The following is a 21534-nucleotide window of genomic DNA, read 5'->3' as shown; positions in this document are numbered from 1 at the left end:
TTAACCCCACTACTTTTCTATTGTTATGTGCTTAAAATAATCTTTTAATTATAATAATTTAACTTTCATATTTATTAAATGAAAGATAAACTTTATCTTTTACCGTTGGATCTAAGGCTTTTTGTGCGGCTTGTTTATATTGGTTAAAAGGATAAATGAGTTGCGGGAAAGTTAACTGAAGCTCCCCTTTATATATTAAATGAAAAATCGTTTCAAACTGCTTTTGCCATTCTGCAAGAGAACAGTTTTCGCTCCAGTGTCTTAAGTGAAACATTCTTGCGGTGATATTTAAATGATTTGCAATATATTTCCAATCCACTTGGTAGCCAGACAACAAACCAATCGTCCGAAAATCTCCACCATCAGAGACACAACGCGCTAAGGTAGTTCCAGCTGAACTGCCAATCATATCTATAGCTGCTTTAACGCCTTTTCCCTCAGTTATTTTCATAACTGCATCAAAGACATCTTCCACACTTGAATTCAAAATGTAATCCGCGCCTAATCCACTTAAATTATTTCGATATTGCTCGCTACGAATCACTGAAATGATTTTAAATCCTAAAATTTTTGAAAGTTGGATAAATATTTTTCCGATGGAAGAATTTCCAGCATTCACCAATAAAAAATCTTGTTTTCTTAATGTAAACTCTCTAGTACAAAGCAACCACGCCGTAATGGGATTTATATAAGTCTGGCAAGCAATCCTGTGATCAATAGTCTCAGGGACTAAAATTAGATGATCAATTTTCATTACTACAGCTTCTTGCCAAGTCCCTTCTTCTCTCAATGGTAAGACCTTTTTACCTAGCAAAGACTGCTTCTCTGGACTTCCAACTTTTTTTATAATTCCTACGCCTTCGTATCCAACTGTACTTGGTAATGAAATTCTGTGAGCATAAGCTCCCGTAACAGGGATCAAATCTGAAGGATTTATTGGTGCCATCATCATTTCAATTAAAGCTTCGTCTTCATCTAAATGTGAAATTCTTCTGTTTGTTTCTTGGATAACTACTTCTGGTTCACCAAATTCTGAATAGTATAAACTTTTATAACTCATAATAACTTGCCCTTCTAATAATTGAAACTTTTAATTATTTATTGTCGGAAACGGTTTACTACTTGCATGAATAAAAATAAAAAAGCAGTAGCGAAGAATCCTACCTTAATACCAGTAAAGCCAATGACAGGATCAAACAAATAGACCAAACCTATGAAAAGTAGCGTAAAAGTAAAAGTTAAGCCTAGTACCTTTTTTTGGCTATATTTATTTTCATCCTCGTTTAATAATTCAATAATATTTTCAACGATAATCATTGGAATAAAAAATACAGCAAAAGCAACAAATAAAGGATTACTAAGATTAAAGATTTCTCTTGCTGGTACGTCTTTTTGTATAGTTTGGTGAACTAAAAGTCCAAATATAACAACGTTTTGTAAAATTGCTAATCCTTTAATACACTTCAGTTCCTTTTTAGTTAAGCGTTCATCTTTCACTTTTTTTAACATTTATACAACTCTTCTTTTTAGTATTAAACATAGAAAATTTCATCTAGCGTATGCTCTAAAACGTGACAGATACTCAAACATAGTTTTAAAGAAGGATTATATTGTCCCTTTTCTATCAAACTAACCGTTTGTCTAGTAACACCCACGCCTGAAGCAAGTTCTTTTTGTTGAAGATCTGCAGCAACTCTAAATTCTTTCACTCTGTTAGCGAGCATCATATCACATTCCTTTTATGTAATATATACATTCCTTATGTAAATTATATATTACTTTTTATTTCTAAAAAATGCAAGATGTCTTCCAATTTTATTAAAAAAAAGAGCATTTCGAAGTGCTCTCTTTCTTGGGACTATTTAATTGGGATTAAAAATTCGCAAATTTTATCTGTTCCCTCTTCTTCTTTATAACGCTCAAGAATGGGGCTATTTTTTACAGTTAAATCGTTTTTTGAAATATGTTCATTTATATTTTCCCAAAATGAACCAACTGCTTCTGTAATATGAGTAACAGTAAATACTGCATATTTTTCCCCTTCAAAATATCCCATATTTACTTGAGGATCCTGTGAAAAGCCTTTATCAGTAAACAATAATAGATCATATCTACATTGTTCAGACGGTGTTATTCGAGGGTCATCTTGTGCAATGCCAACAATCCCCTGGGTCTTTTTATTATTTTCTAACTGATTATAGAAAATCCACTTTTTAAAATCTTTCATCATTTGAAAATTCTCGGGACTTCCATATTCTCCCGTGTTCCTCACGTAAACTATTTTATGGTTAACTAAAATTTCAATTTTATAATTCATTCATTTCCTCCCAAAATATATTGAGAAGATTAGCTAATCATTCCTCACAAATAACGTTAACACGCTTTAAAATGGTTTTCACTAACTTTTTTAAAACGTTTTATATTTTTTGTACCAATATTATTGGAGGCATATCGAGGAAGTTGCCTCCAATACGTTTGGGATTGGGAGCACATCCAAAGAGTCACCTCCAATACATTTGGAATTGGGAGCACATCTAAAGAGTCGCCTCCAATACGTTTGGAATCGGAGGCACATCCAAAGAGTTGCCTCCAATACATTTGGAATTGGGAGCACATCCAAAGAGTTGCCTCCAATACGTTTGGGATTGGGGGCACATCAGTCAAGTTGCCTCCAATACATTTGGAATCGGGAGCACATCCAAAGAGTTGCCTCCAATACATTGCGAAATTGGTTGTTTGAAGGATAGCTTTCAACCAATTTTTCTTACACGTTCTCCAAAAATTTCTGAGCTACGGCTTTTGCAGAAAATGGATTTTGACCAGTAATAATTCGTCCATCTTGTACGGCAAATGATTTAAAAGCTCTTGCTTTAACAAATTGCGCGCCATGTTCTTCCGCGACTTTCTCATTATAAAATGGGACAACAGAGCTTTTTCCACTAAGGTATTCTTCAGTGGTAGTAAAGCCTGTAATCTTTTTATCTTTTACGAAATACTCGCCATTGCTATCTTTCATAAATAATAGACCTGCGATACCATGGCAAACCGACGTAACATAACCGTTATTTTGATAAATTTGCAAACTAATTTTTTCTAATTCAGGACTATTAGGAAAATCCCACATTACACCATGGCCACCTGTATAATAGATGCCTAAATAGTCTGAAGAATTCACTTGACTAGGCTGTAACGAATGAGCCAGTGCTTTTTCTTGGAATTGAGGTTGCTCATAAATAGCAAAGGATTCATCATCAATCGATTTCATGCTACGCGGATCCAAGGGGACAAAACCACCTTGCGGACTTACGTAATCTATTTCAAAACCTTGCTTTTGAACTTCAGCTACAAACTCCGTTGCTTCGCCTAACCATAAACCAGTAGCCGCATTTTTCTCCCCATATTTTACTGTGTTGGTTAATACAACAAGTATCTTTTTCATTAGTCGCCCTCTTTTCCCTATTCATTTATTTTAATGATAATTTTTCCTTTAGCATGGCCAGATTCTGAATATTCTACTGCTTCTTGTGTTTGTGCAAAAGAAAAAACACGATCAACAATGGGTTCTAATTTCCCATCTTCAATATAATTACGTAAAATTTCAAGTTGTGAACCACTTGGTTTCATAAATAGAAAATGATAGTTCACATCATACTTCTTTTCTAAGCGAGTTAATTTAGCCGAAGCTAGCCCAAAAAGCATTGTTTTAAACCAGCCTACACCATATTTTTTGCCAAAACGCGCATTCGGTGTGCCGCTAAGTGTTACTATATTGCCTCCCGGTTTTAGAATCTTAAAGCCATCCAATAGGTTTTGCCCGCCTAAAGTGTCATAAACATCATCAAAATCACTCAATACCTCTGCAAAATTTTCTTTACGATAATTCACAATTTGATCTGCACCCAAGCGAGTCACTAAATCTTTTCCTTTATCGCTTGCTGTGGTAGCAACGTAAACGCCCATCAATTTAGCCAATTGAATGGCAATTGTACCAATTCCACCAGAACCGGCTTGGATCAATACTTTATCCCCAGGTTGTACTTGCATAACATCATGCAAAGCTTGATAGCTCGTTAAACCAACTAAAGGAATCGAAGCAGCTTCTTCAAATGTAAGGTTTTTAGGTTTTAATGCGATATCCGCTTGGTCAATACCAATATATTCAGCAAATGTTCCAATTTTAGACTTTTTCGGACGCCCGTAAACTTCATCGCCTACTTTAAATTTCGTAACTTTCCCACCTATTTTTACAATCCTTCCCGCAAAATCATTTCCCAAAACTAAAGGCATATCATAATGGAGTAACAGTTTTAACTTACCATCCCGAATTTTTAAATCAATCGGATTAATACTTGCGGCTACAATTTCTACCAACACTTCATTTTCCGAAATTTCTGGTAGCGGTAAGGTTAGTTCTTCTAATTTTTCTTGTTTATATTGAGAAATTCCCATTGCTTTCATTGTTTGTGTCACTCTTTTTCCTCCTAATCGTTCAAAGGTTTAAACCATTGAATTTACGAAATTTATCCTATGCTTTTTTTGAAAATAAGTCAACAACTTTGTTTTTGTTATTACTCAATATAGCAAGAGATATTAAACAAAAGTTTGACAATCAAAACAAACGATGGTTCAATGAATTGAACGAATAAACTAAAGAGAGGTACATCATGGAAAAACAAGATTTACAACAATTAAAAGCAGAGTTTGTTGATACCAGGAATTTTCTTTTAGCTTTAGGCGACGAAAAAAGACAGCTCATTATTATGACTTTACTAGAACAAGAATCTTGTGATGGATTACGTGTTATCGATCTAACTGAAATTACTCAATTATCTAGACCTGCCGTTTCCCACCATTTAAATATTTTAAAACAAGCAAACATTGTATCTATCCGCAGCGAAGGAACTAAAAACTATTATTATTTCTCTAATATGATCGATAATGTTAAAGATATGAAAAAGTTAATCGATCACCTATTAGCTTTGTTAGAAACCAAAGAGGAAAATAAATAAAAAGGGAAGGAAAAGCACGATAACTGGCTTTTTCCTTCCTTTTTTCTAATTTAAAATAGCTAGCCCTAAGCATAAGTATCCAGCATAAAAACACCAAATGAAATAAGGGGCAAATAGAAAACTTGCTGCTTTATTGATATAATAAAATACGCGCATACAGAAAATGATCATGGTAATAAGTAGAATAATTACAAGACTAGCGATCCAATAATGATTTCCGCCAAAGAATAAAATACTCCACGAAAAATTCAATATTTGTTGTATCGCAAAAAGCATAATGGCTGCAACCTTCATCTTCTTAGAAACTTTAGAGATAATCAACAAGAACAGCGCAGTTCCCATTAACGCATATAAAATAGTCCAGATTGTTCCAATAATATCTCCTGGTGGCGAAAGAGGCGGTTTTTGCAATTGTTGATAAACACTTTGGATATCTCCTGCAAAAAATCCGGAAATAATCCCAGTCAATTCAATACCCACGACACTTATTAACCAAATAACCCACTTTCTCATACACTTGACCTCCTAAATTTTTTTACTAATTTTTTTCTACAATAATAGCCATCGTCTCATTTTCTTCATTATAAGCTCGTCCAGTAACATCGCTAAAAATTTCACAAAACTCAAAACCAGCTTCTTGCATTTCTTGTATCAATGCGTCCTTTGTAAAACAAGTATTCCACACATAATAAGGTGTGATTTCTGTATCTGAAACAATCGTAGTTTGTTCTAAAGTAACATCATTCGAATACTTATAATTTCCGTACAATGCAATATACTCATCTGGACGTCAAAAACCTCCGTTTTCACAGTTTTCCCACTTTTGTTCTTCTTGAAATTGTTGATAAAATTTTTGGGAAAAGACATCAAGTAATAATTTCCCACCTTGTTTTAAATGCTGATAAATATTATGCAGTAAAGTTTGACGATCCTTAGTCGATAAAGCCCCATAATCACAATAGATTAATGTAGCTAAATCAAAGCTTTGCTTTAAATCCATTGCTAAATAATCTTGATAATAATAAGTATTTGCTAAGCCATGTTGCTGGGCGGACTTTTTGGCATAATCAATCGATCGCTTGGAAAAGTCAACGCCCGTTACTTGATAATTCTCTAAAGCAATCTTTTCTGCATATATTCCTGGGCCGCAACCTATATCAAGTAGTTCGGGATAGGTTTGTGCCGGAATTTTTTCTTTGATCCAAGACACAGATTGTTCGATAAAAGAAAGTTTGCGACTCGCACCAGAAACATCCGGGTCTAAATGTGCTTTTAGCATTTGTTTCGAGATATATTCATCATCCCAAAAAGCTTCTTTTGATTTTGTATAAAGGGCTGGCTTTTCTAAGCTCTCTTTTAAATTATAAAACATTCATACCTTCCTTTTTTACTCTTCTTATCTAAAATCGATAAATCATATGATAGACGCTAAAATGACTTGCTTGTTTACGCTCAACCATTTCATAACCAATGTGTGAATAAAGGTCCTTATTTTTTTCGTCCGCTGTATATAAGTAAATCGACTCGAAATCTTTCTTATATCGTTGGTGGATTTCATTTAACAATTGTTTACCCACACCTTTTCCTTGATAATCTGAAGTCACAGCAATTGCCGCTAAAGTGACATAGTTTTCTTTTAAAGGATAGGTTAATTTCATTGTTTTGCTCATAGAAAATGCATTTCTATAATTTATTTTTGTTAATAATGGGAGTAACTTGAAAGCCTCTGGGAAAATGATTCTTAATGTGTCAAACAAAGAATTTTGAGGTACTTTTTTTATAATAGAAACTCTTACCATAGTGTCGTTAATTTTAGCAATGATGATATCGTGTCCTTGCTTGATACAAAGCTTAGCGTTTAATAAAGAAGCTTTATAGTACTGTTTTTCCGTCAGCTCATGGTTAAAATTATACGTATGAGCGGTAATTGTTTCTGTTTTAAAAGTTTCAACAAACAACTTTATAGCTTGAGCTAATTCATTGTTATCTTCTTTAAGCAAGTGGAAGGTCATTTTATTATTACTCAATTTCCTCATCCTTTTGGTCTGCAATTCAGTTTTCCCTGCTGTCAAATAAAGGAGCGGTCACTGTGTGTTGAGCTTTTTCTAATTCTTCAACTGTTCCAGAAAAAGTCAATCTCCCACCTTCAATTTCAAAAGTATCAAATACAAGAGAAGATTTCCCAGAACCAGAAACGCCTGTTACCACGCTTAGTTGGTACTTTGGGGATTTTAACTGATACTTCTTGCAAATTATTTTGCTGGACATTTTTAATTTTGATGTATTCCATCACACAAGCTTCCAGATATATCTATATTATAACATGTTTCATCTAAAATTCGTTTTCTGATCCTTATAAAGAAAAAGCCGGACTTACGAAAACTAGTCATAATTTCTCGTAAGTCCGGCTTTTATTATCTATTTTTGAAGAATATTTTTCTTTTTTATCTTCATTAGAATGAAAAGTAATTTTTAATTAATCAATGACTTGATTCATTAAAAGATCGTCGTTAACAGTGTCAATGATCTTCAAACGGTTCTGTTGTTTAATAAATACACTTTTATATTGAGGTTGTTGTTCGTCTTCGCCAGTAAATAACAATACTCTTTTATTAGGGTTATCTGTCGCAGTTTCGACGTTCAAATCTTCCACATTGTCAATCGTATCTTGCAATTCAGGCCCTTCTTCTAATTCAGCAACATTATTTTCCGCCTCTACACTTTCAGTAGTTGACGATTCTGTTGATGATTCTTCAGTAGAAGTTTCTTCTGTAGCCTCCTCTGTTTCTGACTGTTCATCTGAACTAGCACTTTCTGTACTAGCTTCTTCTGTTGTTTCGACCGTTTCAGAAGTGGCGGCTACTTCGTTATCTTCATTATTTTCAGAATCTGTTTGTTGAGTACACCCCATCAATAGCATAGTAGATGCTAAGACAATTGTTGTTATTTTTAAACGTTTCATAAAAATATCCTCTTTTATTTAATCTTTTTCAGGATAACATATTACAAACGTTCGTCCAAATTTTTTGCTAAAAAACGCCTTTTTTTAAAACAAGTAATATACAAAATCATAGCCTGTAAATGATTCAAAAACTTGCCTTTGCAAACATCAATAACGTCGTTAGAATAACCATCCATACTGCCCTGCCCTTAAATTTTTGACTAGCTAATGAACCCTTTACTAAAAAGCATTTTAGGTCGCTTCGCCCCCATCTTCTTTGGTTGCCTCAGTGATTTCTTTTAGATTTTCATCACGTCGTGCGCCTAAAACCAATTTCGCACCGCGACTAGCTAATAACTTTGCTGTTGCTTCACCAAATAAAATGTTTTTCTTATTTTAATTTATCTTCTAAATGACTAATAAATTTAGCTGGATTACCCCCTACAACCGTATTAGGAGCCACGTCCTTCGTTACGACAGAACCTGCAGCAACAACTGAATTTTCCCCAACAGTTACGCCAGGAAGAATGGTTACATTTGATCCAATCCAAGTTTTTTCTTTTAGCACAACAGGAGCTAAATGCAGCGTGCCACGGTTATCTGGATCGTAATCATGGTTAATCGTCGCTAAAACCACATTATGCCCAAGTAAACTTTGGTCTTCTAAAACAATACCGCCTTGGTCTTGAAAACGACATCCGGAGTTAATAAATACATTTTTCCCAATATTTATATTTTTTCCAAAATCAGTAGTAAAGGGTAAAAATAAAGCAAAGTTTTCGTCTAATTCTTTTCCCGTGATCTGAGACATTTGCTGTCGAATTTCTTCATCCGTATAAACTCCTGTATTAAGTTTCGTACATAATTCCCGCGCTTCATTAGATACTTTATCCATCATTTGAATAGCCTCAGTATTTGGGTAAAGCACACCTTTTTCTGCAATTTCTCTTAAAAGCCCTTGTAATTCCATTTTCCACTTTTCCTCCTGTCTAAAATCCATTGCCTTTAAATGAGTCATATGAACCATTGACTTTAAAAGATTATTATAAATTGATATGATGCAAACATCAACTACTTATAATAATATTAAACGATGCATTTGTACATAGAAAAAAGTTCACTATTTCATGGTGTTTATTACATTGGCTAATCATCAAAACACTACATTGGAAAACTCTTACAGCAAACAAAGAATTTATCAACAAATAAGCAGGAAAAGTCTCCAGAAGACTCCTCCTGCTTATTATTTACACACCAGTATTTTTTATTCTACGCGCGGCTCTGTTCTTTCTTGAACTTCATTTTGTGCTTTTCTTGTTGTTTTGCTCGTTTGCTTTGAAATATATTGCCCTGTTGAACTAGCTGCATCACTTACTTTATCTTGAACTGTTTCACTATCTTCTTCGTACTCTTCTTGTGATTTAATATCCACTACATTGACGTTAACTTCTACCACGTCTAAATGGGTCATACTGTTAACCTCATTTGAAATCACGTTTTTTACTTCATCATAGATATTTCTAATATCCTTACCAAATTCAACAACAATATCCATATCAACAGCCACTTGTTTTTTTCCTACCTCTGTCTGAATACCCGTCGTCACATTGTTCGTATTCACTAATTTTTCAGCAATATTTGAGAAGAAACCACCATCAATGGTTAGTAGTCCATCAATATCTGCTAAAGCAAAGCCGATAATTTTTTGAATCACTTTATCAGAAAAAGTTAGTTCTCCTGGTACTTGTTGATTTACTGAGCTGTTTGTTTTATTTTCCATATTTTGTTCCTCCAATATTTTTATTTTTTAAAGCGGTCAAAAAAACCAATGGTATTTAAATAAAGACCAATATAAGCACCTAAAAAGACACAAACGATAACTAATAAAGTTTTTAAAAAGCCGATCGTCAATAGAAGAATTGCCAATACTAAACCAATTCCGCCACCAAAGATGCCATATTGATAACGCTGAAATAATTCTTGCATGCGACAACCTCCTATTCTACTTTTCTTCCACTATTCGTGTTTTCTTTCCAGTAATTTTGCAAGTTGACTTCTGTTTTGATATTATCCGTCGTTCCTATCAAAGTAGTCACTTCATTTTTGACTTCCTCTACTAAAGCATTTTGCTTATCTGAAATGCTCATAGACTTCCGTAAATGACCGGCAATTTTGATTTTTATTTTTTTCTTAGTCATTTTTGCTCTTACCGTAGGATTTTCAATAAATGGTTCCTTTTGCACAATTTTTAATACAAAATTTTCGATCGCTCTTCTTTGAACTTTTAACGTCCCATTCTCATGATCAATGATTAATGTATTCCGCTTCTTCGGATAAAAAAGGATCACAATCAAAAACAACACTGTAATAACCATAAATCCAACGCTTAGCCAAAATAAAATCGGCTGTGCGTAAGGACCAACAAGTGGATAATCATCCATTGAAATAAAATAAACGGGTAACTGGACTGCCTGTTGGTTTTCAATAAATACAGAAAATAAGGTAACTAATAATGCTAATGATAAAATACTAGCAACAAATTTCCACCCTTTTCCCATAACTTCACCCTCTCTGACATTGAGCTCATATTAAAACAAAAAAGAGAGCACTTTTCACATTTATTAACTATTCCAAGCCCTCTCTTAGGATTCCAATTTTACAATTATTGGACGTTTGGTTCGGTTTTCTCTTCTGCTTTTTCGACACCCTCATTGATCTTTTCTGTCGCTTGTTCGGTCTGTTCAGACGCGTAATTACTAACAGAGTCAGCAGCTTCACTTGCTTTATCTTGCAAAGTTTCTTTGTTTTGTTCATACTCTTCAATCGTTTGGATGTCTGCAACGTTGACATTAATTTCGATAACATCTAAATGTGTCATCTTTTTCACTTCTGTTGACACAACTTGTTTAATTTCATCATAGATTTTGGCTGCATCTTTACCATATTCACAAATAATTTCCATGTCTACAGCCACTTGTTTTTTCCCAACTTCTGTATCAATCCCAGCTGTTACATTATCCGTATTAGCAACTTTGCCAGCAACAGATGAGAAGAAGCCACCTTTGATATTTAATAAACCATCTATTTTTTCCATTGCAATTCCAATGATTTTTTGAACCACTTTATCATTAAAGGTTAGTTCACCGGAAACTTGTGTATTCTCTTGCGTTGAAGCAAATTCTTCTGATTGGTTTGCCATACTTATTCCTCCTCATTTATTTTATATCACTTGCTATTTTAGCTTACTTTAAGACATTCTTTTTTTGCAAGTAAAAAGCAAAGACCCTGTTATATTACTCTTAGAAACAATGAAAAGCGTTCGTAATTATATTATTTTTTCTACTCTTATTATATGTGAAACCCCCATAAACTACCAGCAATAACCATCCATTTTTTCTTATTTTTTGCCATAATAAAGGCTAGAAAACAAAATTTCCCTTCATTTTATCTCAGCGCATTTGTTTAAATAAAAACATGGTTCCTTTTGCACCGACGACTTTGGCACCATCCATAATATTTTTCCAGTGGTGTTTATTTTTGATAATTCAAGATTTAATCCCCCCTATGCTTAAATCTCTTCGTTAACTGTTTTGTTTCAATCATATTATTCATTGGTTTTTCCTCTTCTAACCATAGATTAAAGCAGAAAAATAACCCACAATTTATTACAAAATTGCAGGTTAATACTTACCTTTTTTACTATTTACTTATTAGACTTTTTAGCCATTTATTTTCTTTTGTTATCATTATAGCTCTCGCTATCAATGTTGACAAATTGAGCCTCAAAGATTGTTCGTCCCTTTTCACTATCGCTAAATGTGTCAAATTGAGCAACCAATGCTGTATGTTGCCACTTTTGACTAATACTACTTTTATAATCCATCGTAATCGTCAATTCGGCTTTTTCACGATCTTTTAGTAGCGCTTGGTTTAAACCCTCATGTACACGGTCATTCACAGGGAGTAAATAACTTTCATCACCAGGAAGAATATGCACATATTTTTCTTGTAATACCATATTTCGATTCAAGTAAATTCTAATATTGATACTTTTTGCTGTACCTCCACCTATATTATATAGGTTGAAGTAATTAATTCCTTCATCGGTTCCTCTTACCAAATCTCTTGCGCTCTGTAGTTTAAGATTTCCGTTGTCATTAACAATAAATGTTTGTTCAAACCCAAGTGCAGAATAGAATCTTATGCGCATCTGATAAAGCTGCACAGAGCCTAGAATTAAATAAAAAACCGCCATAACAAGTGTACCAACAGACCCTATAGCATTGATAATACTTACCACGTCCAAACACCATCACTCCTTTATTTTTTATCCCCTAAAATATAGTTTATTTGCTAGTTAATAAATACCCATACAATAACTGAAGGCATGGATAAGTATAAAGGAAATTTATGGTTTATTAAAGTATTTCCACTCCAGCACAAACAAAAAAATGGGCTCTTACAAGGTAAACAAGTAAGAGCCCATTTTTTAAGCAGTTATTTTCTTATAGTAGCCCCAATCCTTAACAACATGGCTACCTAATTTTAGTTCTTTCTCCTGATATTCCGCAAATCCATTTTTTTGATAAAATTTTCGATTTAACTTGGTATTAGTAGCTAAAAATAAGTTTCCGCCGCCTTGAGTTTGTATATAAGAAAAAATATCGTCTTGTAATACCTTACTACCGATCCCTAGTCCTTGAGCCTTTTTCGAGACAGCAAAAGTGTCTAAGTACCAACTTTCGTCCTGTCTTTGGGGCATAAGGTCATTGATACTATAGATCAACTTTAAATATTTTATTGTTTTGGCTAATAATTTTTGCTTAAAAAGGGGGTAAAAACCCATTCGGAAATAATCCAACAATTCTTCTTGATTGTTTTTTAAATCTTTCAACAATGCCACAGCGACTAAATCCTGACCTTGCATAATCACAAAACACTTATGTTTTGTCATATACAATTTTGCATTAATGTAATAAATCTCATAGATCAATTGATGTCTTTGTGTTTTGTTTGCTTCAATAATGGTAAACAAAGGATAATTTAAAAAGGCATCCGCTAATAATTGAGCAATCCTTGTTAGATCTGTTTCATTTGCTTCTCGAAATTGCAAAATATTCACCCCCGAGACTTTGTTCTTTTTCCACCTGCCATATCATAACTTTATTTGCCTCATTTTAAAAGAGTTTTCTATCAAAGAATTAACATATTTTGCAATTTCTATAAAAAAAGCCACAAAAATATTGACACAATGCATTTTCGTGGCTTTTCTACAAATTTAATTTTTGATTACTTTATCGATTTTGTTTCAAAAACATCATAATAATGATTTAATACTTCTTCCATAGTTTGATTTACTAATGTTTTTAGCTCTAGGTAATCTTCAGGCTCTTTTTTATGAATTACAGAAAATGCTTCATGAATGAAATCTGAAAAAATGTTTACTTTACTAATACCATGAGTTGCACAGCGATTCAAATTCGTATCTCCACTCGAAGATCCTCCATGCAATACCAACGGAACTTTTGTCATTCGATCAATTTCTTCTAGTCGGTCAAAGTGTATTTGAGGTGTTCCTTTATAAATACCATGAGCTGTTCCGATTGAAATTGCCAAAGAATCAACGTTCGTTTTATCTACAAATTCTAGTACGTCTTCTACTTCAGTGTAGATTGAATCAGTAACCGTTGGCGATTCGGAAAAATCATTAGAATCTACATGACCTAGTTCTGCTTCGACCGTAACATCATACTGATGAGCATAATCAACGACTTTTTTTGTCGTTGCTATATTTTCTTGAAAGGGCGCACTTGAAGCATCAATCATAACTGAAGTAAAGCCTAAATCAATCGCTTGAAAAATAAAATCCGTGTCTTCGCCATGGTCTAAATGAAGAACAATAGGGACATCATTTTTTTTAGCTAAAAATTTTCCAATCAAAGCGGCTTCTTCAAGTGAGATCAGTTTGTTATGAGATTGAGCGTAAGCAAGTATTAAAGGTAAACCTCTTTGCTGAGCCACAGTAACATAAGAACGCGCTGTATCTAAATCGATGAAATTTGTCGCTGGCACCGCAAAATTTTCTTTTTTGGCATAAAGTAATATCTTTTTAGCATTTACTAACATTATTTTTCTCCTTTTTTAATTGCCCATCATCATTAAATTACAAGTTCGCTGACGTTTTCTATTTTGATCCCAATCTACAAAATAAATATATCCCACAGAACCAATTAGCGGTTTACCATCTTTTATAATTAGTGTCTCATTTGATCCGAAAAGAGAAGCTTTCATGTGGGCATCTGCATTTAAAATGGTTGTTAAATCATTGGGGTAACCTGGCGTTTGTTGCGATAATTCTTCTAAAAATTGAACATGTTTCTCTCCAGGATATAAGTAATCGCTTTCAGTTAATTGTCTAGGAATGATTTTTTCTAAGATATGATTCAAATCAACTTGTAATAATTCATCGCCATTCCAGTCCTTATCATGAACAAATTCTTCAAATATAACCGAACATGTCGTATGTTGCGAACTAACCACGCAAAATCCATCTTGAATGCCTGCTTCTTGGATTTTTTCTTTTATCATTTCTGTAATATCTGTATAGGTTACTCTAGTGCCATTAGATTCAATCTTTAAAGCATCGTGTTTTACCTGCATTTATTTTCCCACGCTTTCTTTATACACTTGATTAACAGCTTCTATCATGTCACCCAATGTCTTTTCGGGTGAAACTGCTTTGGTAATCCCGCTAGTACAACCCGTACCATCTGTACCTAATTGTAAGGTGTGATAGACATCTTCTGGTGTGCTTATTCCTGCAGCCTGCAAAATAAAAATCTCTGAGTCAATTTCTTTAATCGCTTGATTGGTTTTTTGGATATAGTCTTCATCACTTGTTTTTCCAGTTCCAATTAATTCTGTAGGTTCACAAAGTAAAATGTCTGGTTTAAGTAATGCGATCGAACGAGCTTCCTCTATCGAGTTAGCGCATACAATTGTTTTCATTTCTAGTTTTTTAGCTTTTTTGATAGCAGAAACTAACTCAGTCAACTGCAAAGGACGCTCAGCGTGATTTAAAAAAACGGCGCCTGCTCCTGCAGCGGCAATAGATTCAGGTAACACTGCCCCCATTCCTCGTCCAGGCTCCATACCGTCCATATGTTGAGCCGTAACAATGATATGTTTCGTTTGCTTGGCAATATTGGCTAAGTCTGCATAGGGAGCTGTCACAAAAATTGTCATATACGGATACTTTTCAGCTAATTCGTCTGCTTTTTTGGCTAATGCTAAAAGCTGTTCTCCATAAAAATAAGATTTGGGATTAAAAGCAAAAAACGGTGCTTGTATTTCCATCCTCTATCATCCTTTCCATTTGTAAAATAATTTTACATTTGTCATAATTAAGTATAATTAGTATAAAAAGAAATGTCAATAGAGTTTTGCCAAATGATAAGTTAATTTTCACTTGGAAAACATGTTACAATAAATAAAAACAGATAGATTTTAGGAGATAATGATGAATAGAGATCAAATGATGTTAAAAGCTGCCTTACTTTTTTACAAAGAAAATGTCAATCAGACAGATATAGCAAAACAACTCGGCGTTTCTAGACCTACAGTGGCAGCTTTGCTTAAAGAATCGGTTGAACGTGGGGTAGTGAAAATTTCTATTCAAGATTCAGAAATTATGAATTTTGAGCAACAAGAGCTCTTAGCTCGAAAATATGGTTTACAAACCGTACGTATTTCTTCAGCCACGGGATCTAAAGAAGAAGTCAAACAAGAAGTGGGGAATTTATGTGCCACTTTTGTCGAAAACAATTTGAAACGAATCCAAAGCTTGGGAATTGGTTGGGGGAGTACGCTCAATCGCTTTGTCGAAGCAGCAAGTTATCATAATTTTGGAGACTTATCGATCGTACCGTTAATCGGTGGTATTGATGTAACAGATGTTAAAAATCAATCCAACCATTTAGCGTTCACCCTAGCCCAAAAGTATAATTGTCACGTTGATTATTTTTATGCCCCTGCCATTGCTGAAAGTTTAGAAATGAAACAAACTTTTGAGCAATCACAATTTATCCAAGATATTATCGATAAAGGAAAAAACGTCGATATGGCAGTTACAGCAGTTGGTAATCCGATAGAATCCTCCTCTTATCGGTATTTGGGTTATTTTAATGACACAGATATTCGACAAATGAAAGAAAAGAACGTCATTGGAGATCTATTAGCCACTTTTTTTAATCAAGATGGAGAGTCCGTAATGACAAATATCTCGCAGAAAATGATCGGTGTTACTTTGGAAGATTTAAGATCTATCAAAGAAGTTGTTGTTGTCGCTTCGGGTAAAGAAAAAGCACCTAGTATTCAACATTTATTAAAACGTGATGTTGTCGATCATTTAATTATCGATACAGAAATCGCAGCTACATTATAAATTCTCTCTAAATGCCAGCCATTTTTTACCATTTGTAAACATGATACAATACGATTATTAAAAATGGAGGAGTATGTTTATGTTTACCTTTGAAAATTATCATCCTAAATATCTTGCACAAATGACGGCTATTTGGAATGATATATTAGAAGATGGCAATGCCTTTCCAGGAGAGGAGTTATTCACGCAAGATGCCTTTGAAAACTATCTGATGGAACAAACCATTGTAAGAAGCATCATTATCGAAAACGAAGTCGCAGGTTTTTACATAACCCATCCTAATAACATCGGTCGTTGCAACCATGTAGCCAACACAAGTTATTGTATGAATAAAGCCTTTCGTGGAAAGAAAATTTTCCCTCACTTAGTCCAAGACTCACTCGAACGAGCAAAAGAATCAGGCTTTCAAGGGATGCAGTTTAATGCCGTTGTCGCTTCTAATAAAGCAGCCATCCACACCTATGAGAAATTTAACTTTGGGATTGTTGGAACTATTCCTTCAGGATTTCGTTTAAAAGATGGGATTTATTCCGATATGTATATTATGTACCGAAGCCTATAAAAAAGTACTTGAACCACTTAAGAACGGTTCAAGTACTTTTTCATTTACTATTATTCATTGACCAATACTATTTGACCAAATTTCCCCTTTTGATTGTACTCGTCGTAAGCTTTTTTCCCATCATCTAGTGGGTAAGTAGCATATAACGGTACGATCACTTCTTTATTTTCAACAAAAGGCAGAATTTCTTTTTCAACTGCTCGAATAGCTATTGCTTTATCTTCTTTAGGTCTTTTGCGTAATGAAGTCCCATAAATAGCGGCTTGTTTAAAGGCAAGTTTAGATATATCCACATTTGCTTCAGCGCCACTCATAAAACCAATACAAACAATCCTTCCACCATAACGCAACGCATCTATGTTTGCTTCAAAATCTGCCGCACCGATTAGTTCTATAATGACATCATAAAGTCCATAGTCTTGCATTTCATCTGGCGCAATAGCTTCATCCGCTCCTAACTTTTTCGTCTTTTCTCTAGTATCAGGATTTCGTACAGAAGCAACTACTTGGGCACCTATTACCTTTGCAATTTGTATAGCGGCAACTCCCACAGCACCAGCTGCTCCAGTAATCAGTACACGTTCTCCAGGACGCAAGTTCCCTTTGGTTGCTAAAGCATCATGAGCGGTAATAAAAGCTTCTGGAAAACTGCCCGCTTCTTGCCAACTTAAAGAATCAGGCATTGACATTAAAAAGCGTTCATTCACAGCAATAATTTCTGCCTGTGCGCCCCCACTAACTAAACCCATGACATGATCACCAAGAGAAAAACGTTCTGTTTGCGGACCTAATTCCACGATGTCTCCAGCAAATTCCAACCCAGGAATGTCAGCCGGGGCATCGACAGGAGCTGGATAACCTCCTATTTTTTGCATGACATCCGCATTATTCATTCCAGCAGCTTGGACTTTAACAAGGACTTCTCCTACACTTGCTTGAGGCGCTTCCCGTTGTTTGACTTCAATTTCATTATTTTCCGTGATTGTGACAGCTTTCATCGTAGCTCTCCTTTTCCTGTTTTTAATAAACTATCTCTATTTATCTTAATGTTTAAAGAAAAGAGGGTCAAATGCTTTCCTTTGAAGCCACATGCAATTTCCCATTTTTTATCATATAAATTTCATCAGCTACTTCCTTTACAAAATAGGGATCATGCGAAGTAAACAGCACTGTCCCCTTGTAGTTAGTCATTAGTTTTTCCAATGCTTCAATGGTCGATAAGTCAATAAAATTGGTCGGTTCATCTAAGATTAATACATTAGAAGAACGCGTAAATACCAAGGCAATAGATAATCTTGTAGCCTCGCCGCCACTTAAAGCAGATAGTGGCTTATTTAACTCAAACTGTGCGAAATTTAAGTGATTTAAAATACTACGAACCAGGCTTTCTGGATATTCTGTGTGCTTCATCAGAAAAGACAAAATCGTTTCTTCTCCAAATAATTTATAATCCATTTGTCGATAAATAGAAAATACGACTTTAGGTGATAAAACAATACCTTCTTTATTAGTTACAATAGAATCTAGTAGCGTAGTTTTACCACCCCCATTATCTCCTATAATCGCGATTTTCTTTCCTAGCCCAAAATGAAAATCTACTTGGTTTAAAATCATCTTATTACCTGCCATTAACGTTAGATTTTCCCCACGAATAGGATACTTATTATGAATTTCTACAGATTGTGGCGTCGGAAAAATAATCTCTGTCTTTTGTTTATTAGGAGTTACTTCTTGTAATTTAGATAAACGTGACTCCATAGATTTCGCAGATTTTTGAATCGACTTTTGAACAGTATCTTTTTGTTTGGAAGAAGATAAACGATCTGGTCGAATGCTTTGTTGTTTCTTCTTATTCGAAACTTTATTTGCTTTTTCTGCTTGTGCTTTCTTTTTGGCAATCGCTGCTTCTAAATGTCTTTTTTCTTGCAGATAGTTTTCAGTTTCGCGTCTCTTTTCCATTTCTTCTAACTCTTTTTGTTGTTTGTAAGCATCGTAGTTACCTTCATACTCAGCCACTTTACCATCTTGAACTTCCCATATTTTATCAGCTAATTGATTCAAAAAGTAACGATCATGACTAACAAAAAGCAATGTTCCATAATAATAACGTAATTCTTCCACCAATTTCTTAACACTTCTTTGGTCAAGATGAGTTGTGGGCTCATCTAGTAATAGCCCCATTTGATAAGTTGAAAGAATTTGAGCCAAACGAAACTTTGATTTTTCGCCTCCGCTGAAGGTTTGAACATTATTTTTAGGTATGCCAAATTGACTGACCAATTCCCAATCAAGCGTATCTATATGAAATAATTCATCAATTTCTGCTATTTGTGGAAAATAATTAAATTCAATTTCTTTTTGGACGGTTCCTTCTGGGGTTAAATCTCCATAGATAATTTGTAGTAAAGTCGATTTCCCTTGACCATTTTCTCCAATAATACCAATGCGATCATTTTCATAAGCAGACAGTTCTTTGATTGATAGAACTTCTTTTGCTCCAAAATTTTGTTTTATATTTGTTAATTTAACAGTTAAGTTTTCCATGATAAATTCCCTTTCTTACTTAGGAAAAGGAAAAATGAGCACACAAAAAAGGATAGTCTTTTTACAGAACTATCCTTGCCATTTCAATTTATATTTATTAGAAAAGTATACACTCATCCCTTGAAATCGCTATTCCTAAGACTTTTGAATTTTTTATTTAGTTATTTATTCAAAAGTAAAAAACGCAATCTCATAGATGCAGTCATGCTATACTTCCCTCCTGTTAATAATTATTTCAGCTTCATAATAAATGAATCGAAGAAAAAAGTAAACGTCTTTGTTTGATCTTTAAATAATAAAATCACATTCACTTATCTTCTAAAATCTACCGACCGTCTATAATCTATATACTTTTAAAGAAAAATAACTTATGCTTATTTCAAAGGAGGGAATAGGAATGAAAGTACAATTAGAAATCGATAAGCAAATAGAAAAAGAGAGAATCATTTTAAAGACACAAGCACAAACGAAACAAATAAATGAAATTGTTGCCTACATCGAGAAAACATCTGCTCTCTTAATTGGAAAAAAACAGGATAAAAGCTATCGCATTCCCGTCAGTAATTTTGTCAATTTCTATTCAAGTCAAAAGAAAGTCTATGGTCACACAGTGCAAGAAGAGTTTATTATCCAATTTCGTTTATATGAACTCGAAGAACAATTACCTGATTTTTTCGTCCGTATTTCTAATACTGAAATTGTGAATTTAAATTATATTCAACATTTCGAACTAACAAAAAGTGGGTTAATTCTTATTCACTTAACAAATGGAGAAAAAACAAGCTCATCCAAGAGGTATCTAAAAAAAGTAAAGGAGCGATTCCTATGTTGAAAAAAGTTACTTTCCGTTTATTAGCTGGTGTTATCGTTGGAATTTTTATTGGATTAACTCTTTCCATTGGCTACTCTTTTTACTACGGTGGGGAAATTTATCAACCTGCAACACCCGAGTTTATCAACTACTTTTCAAATGAATTATACGCTTTCCTAGCTGCTATTGCTCTTTGGTCAGCTATGGGTTGTATTTTTTCATTAGGGAATTTAATTTTTTCGGACACTGATTGGAGTATACTAAAGATGACTTTAACCCACTTTATTGTCACTTACTTGGTCTTTTTGCCTTTAGCTGTCTTAGCTGGATGGATTACCTTAGATCTAGGAGTACTACTAGAATTTACTCTTATATTCTTTATGATCTATCTAGTGATTTGGTTTACTTCTATGTTAAAAGCAAAAAAAGAAATCCAAACGCTTAATGACCATTTCGAACAAAATAAATAAAAAAATCCTTTCAAGACGTCCTTTGAGACGCTTGAAAGGATTTTTTTTAGTTTTATTCTTCTACCCATTCGTTGACTTTATCTTGGTTATCTTCAATCCAATCACTAGCAGCTTCTTCTGGGTCAGTACCATCTTCAATTTCTAGCATTACTTCGTTGATATCATCTTCGGTCCATTCGAAGTTATCCAATATGCTATAAACCTCTGGCATGTCATCTTCTAGCCCTTCGCGAACCATTGTATGAATACTTTCAGCATCCCCCATGGTTCCTTCTGGGTCTTCAAGATATTTTAAATCGTAACGAGAGAACATCCAATGTGGCGACCAACCAGTAATCACAATTGGATCTTCATTTTGAATCGCACTACCCAATTGTGAGGTCATCGCACCACTAGAAGAAGGAGTTACTTCCCAATCAGACAAGTTATCATAAGTATCTACTGTATCTTCAGCCGCAGCAACTACACCAGCACCTGGTTCGATACCGATAATTTCTTGGTCTGGTACTTGGTCATCCAAGTCTTCAATTGAATCTACATCCATATATTCAGGTACAACAATTCCTAATTGAGCTGCGTCTGGCAAGTTTGGACCTAAGTCTTCCACTTGGTCTCCAAATTCTTCGTATTGTGCTTCGTGAGTCACTGGTAGCCAACCTGCAACCATACCATCAGATTCACCATTAGCTACTGCTTCCCACATTACAGCATTATCTAAAGGTGTGATGTTTACATTATAACCCATATCTTCTAA

At 34.2% G+C, this 21534-nt stretch carries 30 protein-coding genes and 1 pseudogene; 5 read left to right on the top strand and 26 right to left on the bottom strand.

The annotated features are described in order from the left end of the window. Positions 1–58: 58 nt before the first annotated feature. The 6 genes from G577_RS0104220 to G577_RS0104190 all read right to left on the bottom strand — a co-directional run bounded on the left by G577_RS0104220 (position 59) and on the right by G577_RS0104190 (position 4458). Positions 59–1060, bottom strand: coding sequence for a zinc-dependent alcohol dehydrogenase family protein (locus G577_RS0104220; protein ID WP_028790113.1), 1002 nt, complete (start codon positions 1058–1060; stop codon positions 59–61). Between the two features lie 38 nt (positions 1061–1098). After that, a complete protein-coding gene (locus tag G577_RS0104215) occupies positions 1099–1509 on the bottom strand; it encodes a hypothetical protein (protein ID WP_028790112.1) in 411 nt (136 codons plus the stop codon). A gap of 23 nt (positions 1510–1532) precedes the next feature. Continuing rightward, a complete protein-coding gene (locus G577_RS0104210; protein WP_028790111.1) occupies positions 1533–1727 on the bottom strand; it encodes a helix-turn-helix transcriptional regulator in 195 nt (64 codons plus the stop codon). A gap of 131 nt (positions 1728–1858) precedes the next feature. Beyond that, entirely contained in the window at positions 1859–2317 is a 459-nt protein-coding gene (locus tag G577_RS0104205) for a GyrI-like domain-containing protein (RefSeq protein WP_028790110.1), read from the bottom strand. A 447-nt stretch (positions 2318–2764) separates the two neighbouring features. Further along, complete coding sequence (locus G577_RS0104195) at positions 2765–3439, bottom strand: type 1 glutamine amidotransferase domain-containing protein (RefSeq protein ID WP_028790108.1); 675 nt, start codon at positions 3437–3439, stop codon at positions 2765–2767. Positions 3440–3456: 17 nt separating this feature from the next. After that, positions 3457–4458 (bottom strand): NADP-dependent oxidoreductase, encoded by a 1002-nt coding sequence (locus tag G577_RS0104190; protein WP_028790107.1) that lies wholly within the window; start codon positions 4456–4458, stop codon positions 3457–3459. Positions 4459–4664: 206 nt separating this feature from the next. On the opposite strand from G577_RS0104190, the gene G577_RS0104185 reads away from it, so the two are divergent. After that, the gene (locus G577_RS0104185) at positions 4665–5009 is read left to right on the top strand and encodes an ArsR/SmtB family transcription factor (RefSeq protein WP_028790106.1); all 345 of its coding nucleotides are present in this window, start codon (positions 4665–4667) and stop codon (positions 5007–5009) included. A 45-nt stretch (positions 5010–5054) separates the two neighbouring features. Here G577_RS0104185 and G577_RS0104180 read toward each other — a convergent pair whose 3' ends face one another. The 17 genes and pseudogenes from G577_RS0104180 to G577_RS0104100 form a co-directional block, all read right to left on the bottom strand. Then, the gene (locus G577_RS0104180) at positions 5055–5522 is read right to left on the bottom strand and encodes a TspO/MBR family protein (protein WP_028790105.1); all 468 of its coding nucleotides are present in this window, start codon (positions 5520–5522) and stop codon (positions 5055–5057) included. 25 nt (positions 5523–5547) lie between these two features. Further along, positions 5548–5778: a hypothetical protein gene (locus G577_RS12630; protein WP_331279471.1), complete on the bottom strand. Its 231-nt coding sequence runs from the start codon at positions 5776–5778 to the stop codon at positions 5548–5550. A gap of 21 nt (positions 5779–5799) precedes the next feature. Next, positions 5800–6381: a class I SAM-dependent methyltransferase gene (locus G577_RS11020; protein WP_331279470.1), complete on the bottom strand. Its 582-nt coding sequence runs from the start codon at positions 6379–6381 to the stop codon at positions 5800–5802. A gap of 28 nt (positions 6382–6409) precedes the next feature. Continuing rightward, positions 6410–7036, bottom strand: coding sequence for a GNAT family N-acetyltransferase (locus tag G577_RS0104170; protein ID WP_028790104.1), 627 nt, complete (start codon positions 7034–7036; stop codon positions 6410–6412). Between the two features lie 25 nt (positions 7037–7061). Continuing rightward, a complete protein-coding gene (locus G577_RS12695) occupies positions 7062–7277 on the bottom strand; it encodes a hypothetical protein (protein WP_414625629.1) in 216 nt (71 codons plus the stop codon). A 208-nt stretch (positions 7278–7485) separates the two neighbouring features. Next, positions 7486–7971 (bottom strand): hypothetical protein, encoded by a 486-nt coding sequence (locus G577_RS0104160; protein ID WP_028790103.1) that lies wholly within the window; start codon positions 7969–7971, stop codon positions 7486–7488. 237 nt (positions 7972–8208) lie between these two features. Continuing rightward, a pseudogene (locus tag G577_RS12430) lies at positions 8209–8334 on the bottom strand (oxidoreductase); the annotation flags it as partial. A 7-nt stretch (positions 8335–8341) separates the two neighbouring features. Then, a complete protein-coding gene (locus tag G577_RS0104145; RefSeq protein ID WP_028790102.1) occupies positions 8342–8920 on the bottom strand; it encodes an acyltransferase in 579 nt (192 codons plus the stop codon). Positions 8921–9214: 294 nt separating this feature from the next. Next, the gene (locus G577_RS0104140; RefSeq protein WP_028790101.1) at positions 9215–9745 is read right to left on the bottom strand and encodes an Asp23/Gls24 family envelope stress response protein; all 531 of its coding nucleotides are present in this window, start codon (positions 9743–9745) and stop codon (positions 9215–9217) included. 5 nt (positions 9746–9750) lie between these two features. Further along, entirely contained in the window at positions 9751–9936 is a 186-nt protein-coding gene (locus tag G577_RS0104135; RefSeq protein WP_028790100.1) for a DUF2273 domain-containing protein, read from the bottom strand. A gap of 11 nt (positions 9937–9947) precedes the next feature. Further along, positions 9948–10508, bottom strand: a complete 561-nt coding sequence (amaP, locus tag G577_RS0104130) for an alkaline shock response membrane anchor protein AmaP (RefSeq protein WP_028790099.1) — start codon at positions 10506–10508, stop codon at positions 9948–9950. 104 nt (positions 10509–10612) lie between these two features. Further along, a complete protein-coding gene (locus tag G577_RS0104125) occupies positions 10613–11149 on the bottom strand; it encodes an Asp23/Gls24 family envelope stress response protein (protein ID WP_028790098.1) in 537 nt (178 codons plus the stop codon). A gap of 528 nt (positions 11150–11677) precedes the next feature. Beyond that, positions 11678–12256 (bottom strand): hypothetical protein, encoded by a 579-nt coding sequence (locus tag G577_RS0104120; RefSeq protein ID WP_051176636.1) that lies wholly within the window; start codon positions 12254–12256, stop codon positions 11678–11680. A gap of 183 nt (positions 12257–12439) precedes the next feature. Next, positions 12440–13063, bottom strand: coding sequence for a GNAT family N-acetyltransferase (locus tag G577_RS0104115; protein WP_028790096.1), 624 nt, complete (start codon positions 13061–13063; stop codon positions 12440–12442). Between the two features lie 176 nt (positions 13064–13239). Then, the gene (locus tag G577_RS0104110; RefSeq protein WP_028790095.1) at positions 13240–14076 is read right to left on the bottom strand and encodes a class II fructose-bisphosphate aldolase; all 837 of its coding nucleotides are present in this window, start codon (positions 14074–14076) and stop codon (positions 13240–13242) included. Between the two features lie 15 nt (positions 14077–14091). Next, positions 14092–14610 carry a YjbQ family protein gene (locus G577_RS0104105; protein WP_028790094.1) on the bottom strand — a complete coding sequence of 173 codons (519 nt, stop codon included), beginning with the start codon at positions 14608–14610 and terminating at the stop codon, positions 14092–14094. Beyond that, on the bottom strand, positions 14611–15306 hold the full coding sequence (locus tag G577_RS0104100; protein ID WP_028790093.1) for a triose-phosphate isomerase: 696 nt from the start codon (positions 15304–15306) through the stop codon (positions 14611–14613). 163 nt (positions 15307–15469) lie between these two features. On the opposite strand from G577_RS0104100, the gene G577_RS0104095 reads away from it, so the two are divergent. Together G577_RS0104095 and G577_RS0104090 are read left to right on the top strand one after the other, a co-directional pair. Further along, a complete protein-coding gene (locus tag G577_RS0104095) occupies positions 15470–16393 on the top strand; it encodes a sugar-binding transcriptional regulator (protein ID WP_162141348.1) in 924 nt (307 codons plus the stop codon). Between the two features lie 79 nt (positions 16394–16472). Then, positions 16473–16955 (top strand): GNAT family N-acetyltransferase, encoded by a 483-nt coding sequence (locus tag G577_RS0104090; protein ID WP_028790091.1) that lies wholly within the window; start codon positions 16473–16475, stop codon positions 16953–16955. Between the two features lie 50 nt (positions 16956–17005). Here the strand turns inward: G577_RS0104090 and G577_RS0104085 are convergent, their stop codons facing one another. Further along, the gene (locus tag G577_RS0104085; protein WP_028790090.1) at positions 17006–17953 is read right to left on the bottom strand and encodes a zinc-binding dehydrogenase; all 948 of its coding nucleotides are present in this window, start codon (positions 17951–17953) and stop codon (positions 17006–17008) included. Between the two features lie 67 nt (positions 17954–18020). Then, positions 18021–19499: a ribosomal protection-like ABC-F family protein gene (gene abc-f / locus G577_RS0104080; protein ID WP_028790089.1), complete on the bottom strand. Its 1479-nt coding sequence runs from the start codon at positions 19497–19499 to the stop codon at positions 18021–18023. A gap of 397 nt (positions 19500–19896) precedes the next feature. On the opposite strand from abc-f, the gene G577_RS0104075 reads away from it, so the two are divergent. Next, a complete protein-coding gene (locus G577_RS0104075; RefSeq protein WP_028790088.1) occupies positions 19897–20331 on the top strand; it encodes a LytTR family DNA-binding domain-containing protein in 435 nt (144 codons plus the stop codon). Further along, positions 20325–20780 carry a DUF3021 domain-containing protein gene (locus G577_RS0104070; protein WP_038027606.1) on the top strand — a complete coding sequence of 152 codons (456 nt, stop codon included), beginning with the start codon at positions 20325–20327 and terminating at the stop codon, positions 20778–20780. The genes G577_RS0104075 and G577_RS0104070 overlap by 7 nt, the downstream gene beginning before the upstream one ends. A gap of 52 nt (positions 20781–20832) precedes the next feature. On the opposite strand, the gene G577_RS0104065 is transcribed toward G577_RS0104070, so the two are convergent. Next, positions 20833–21534: glycine betaine ABC transporter substrate-binding protein (locus G577_RS0104065; protein ID WP_028790086.1), on the bottom strand; the 702-nt coding region annotated here is incomplete at its 5' end.

It is taken from the genome of Tetragenococcus muriaticus DSM 15685, assembly GCF_000423785.1.
Taxonomy (GTDB): Bacteria; Bacillota; Bacilli; order Lactobacillales; family Enterococcaceae; genus Tetragenococcus; species Tetragenococcus muriaticus.
Note: the sequence above shows the minus strand (reverse complement) of the source record. Positions and strands in the feature narration are given on the sequence as shown.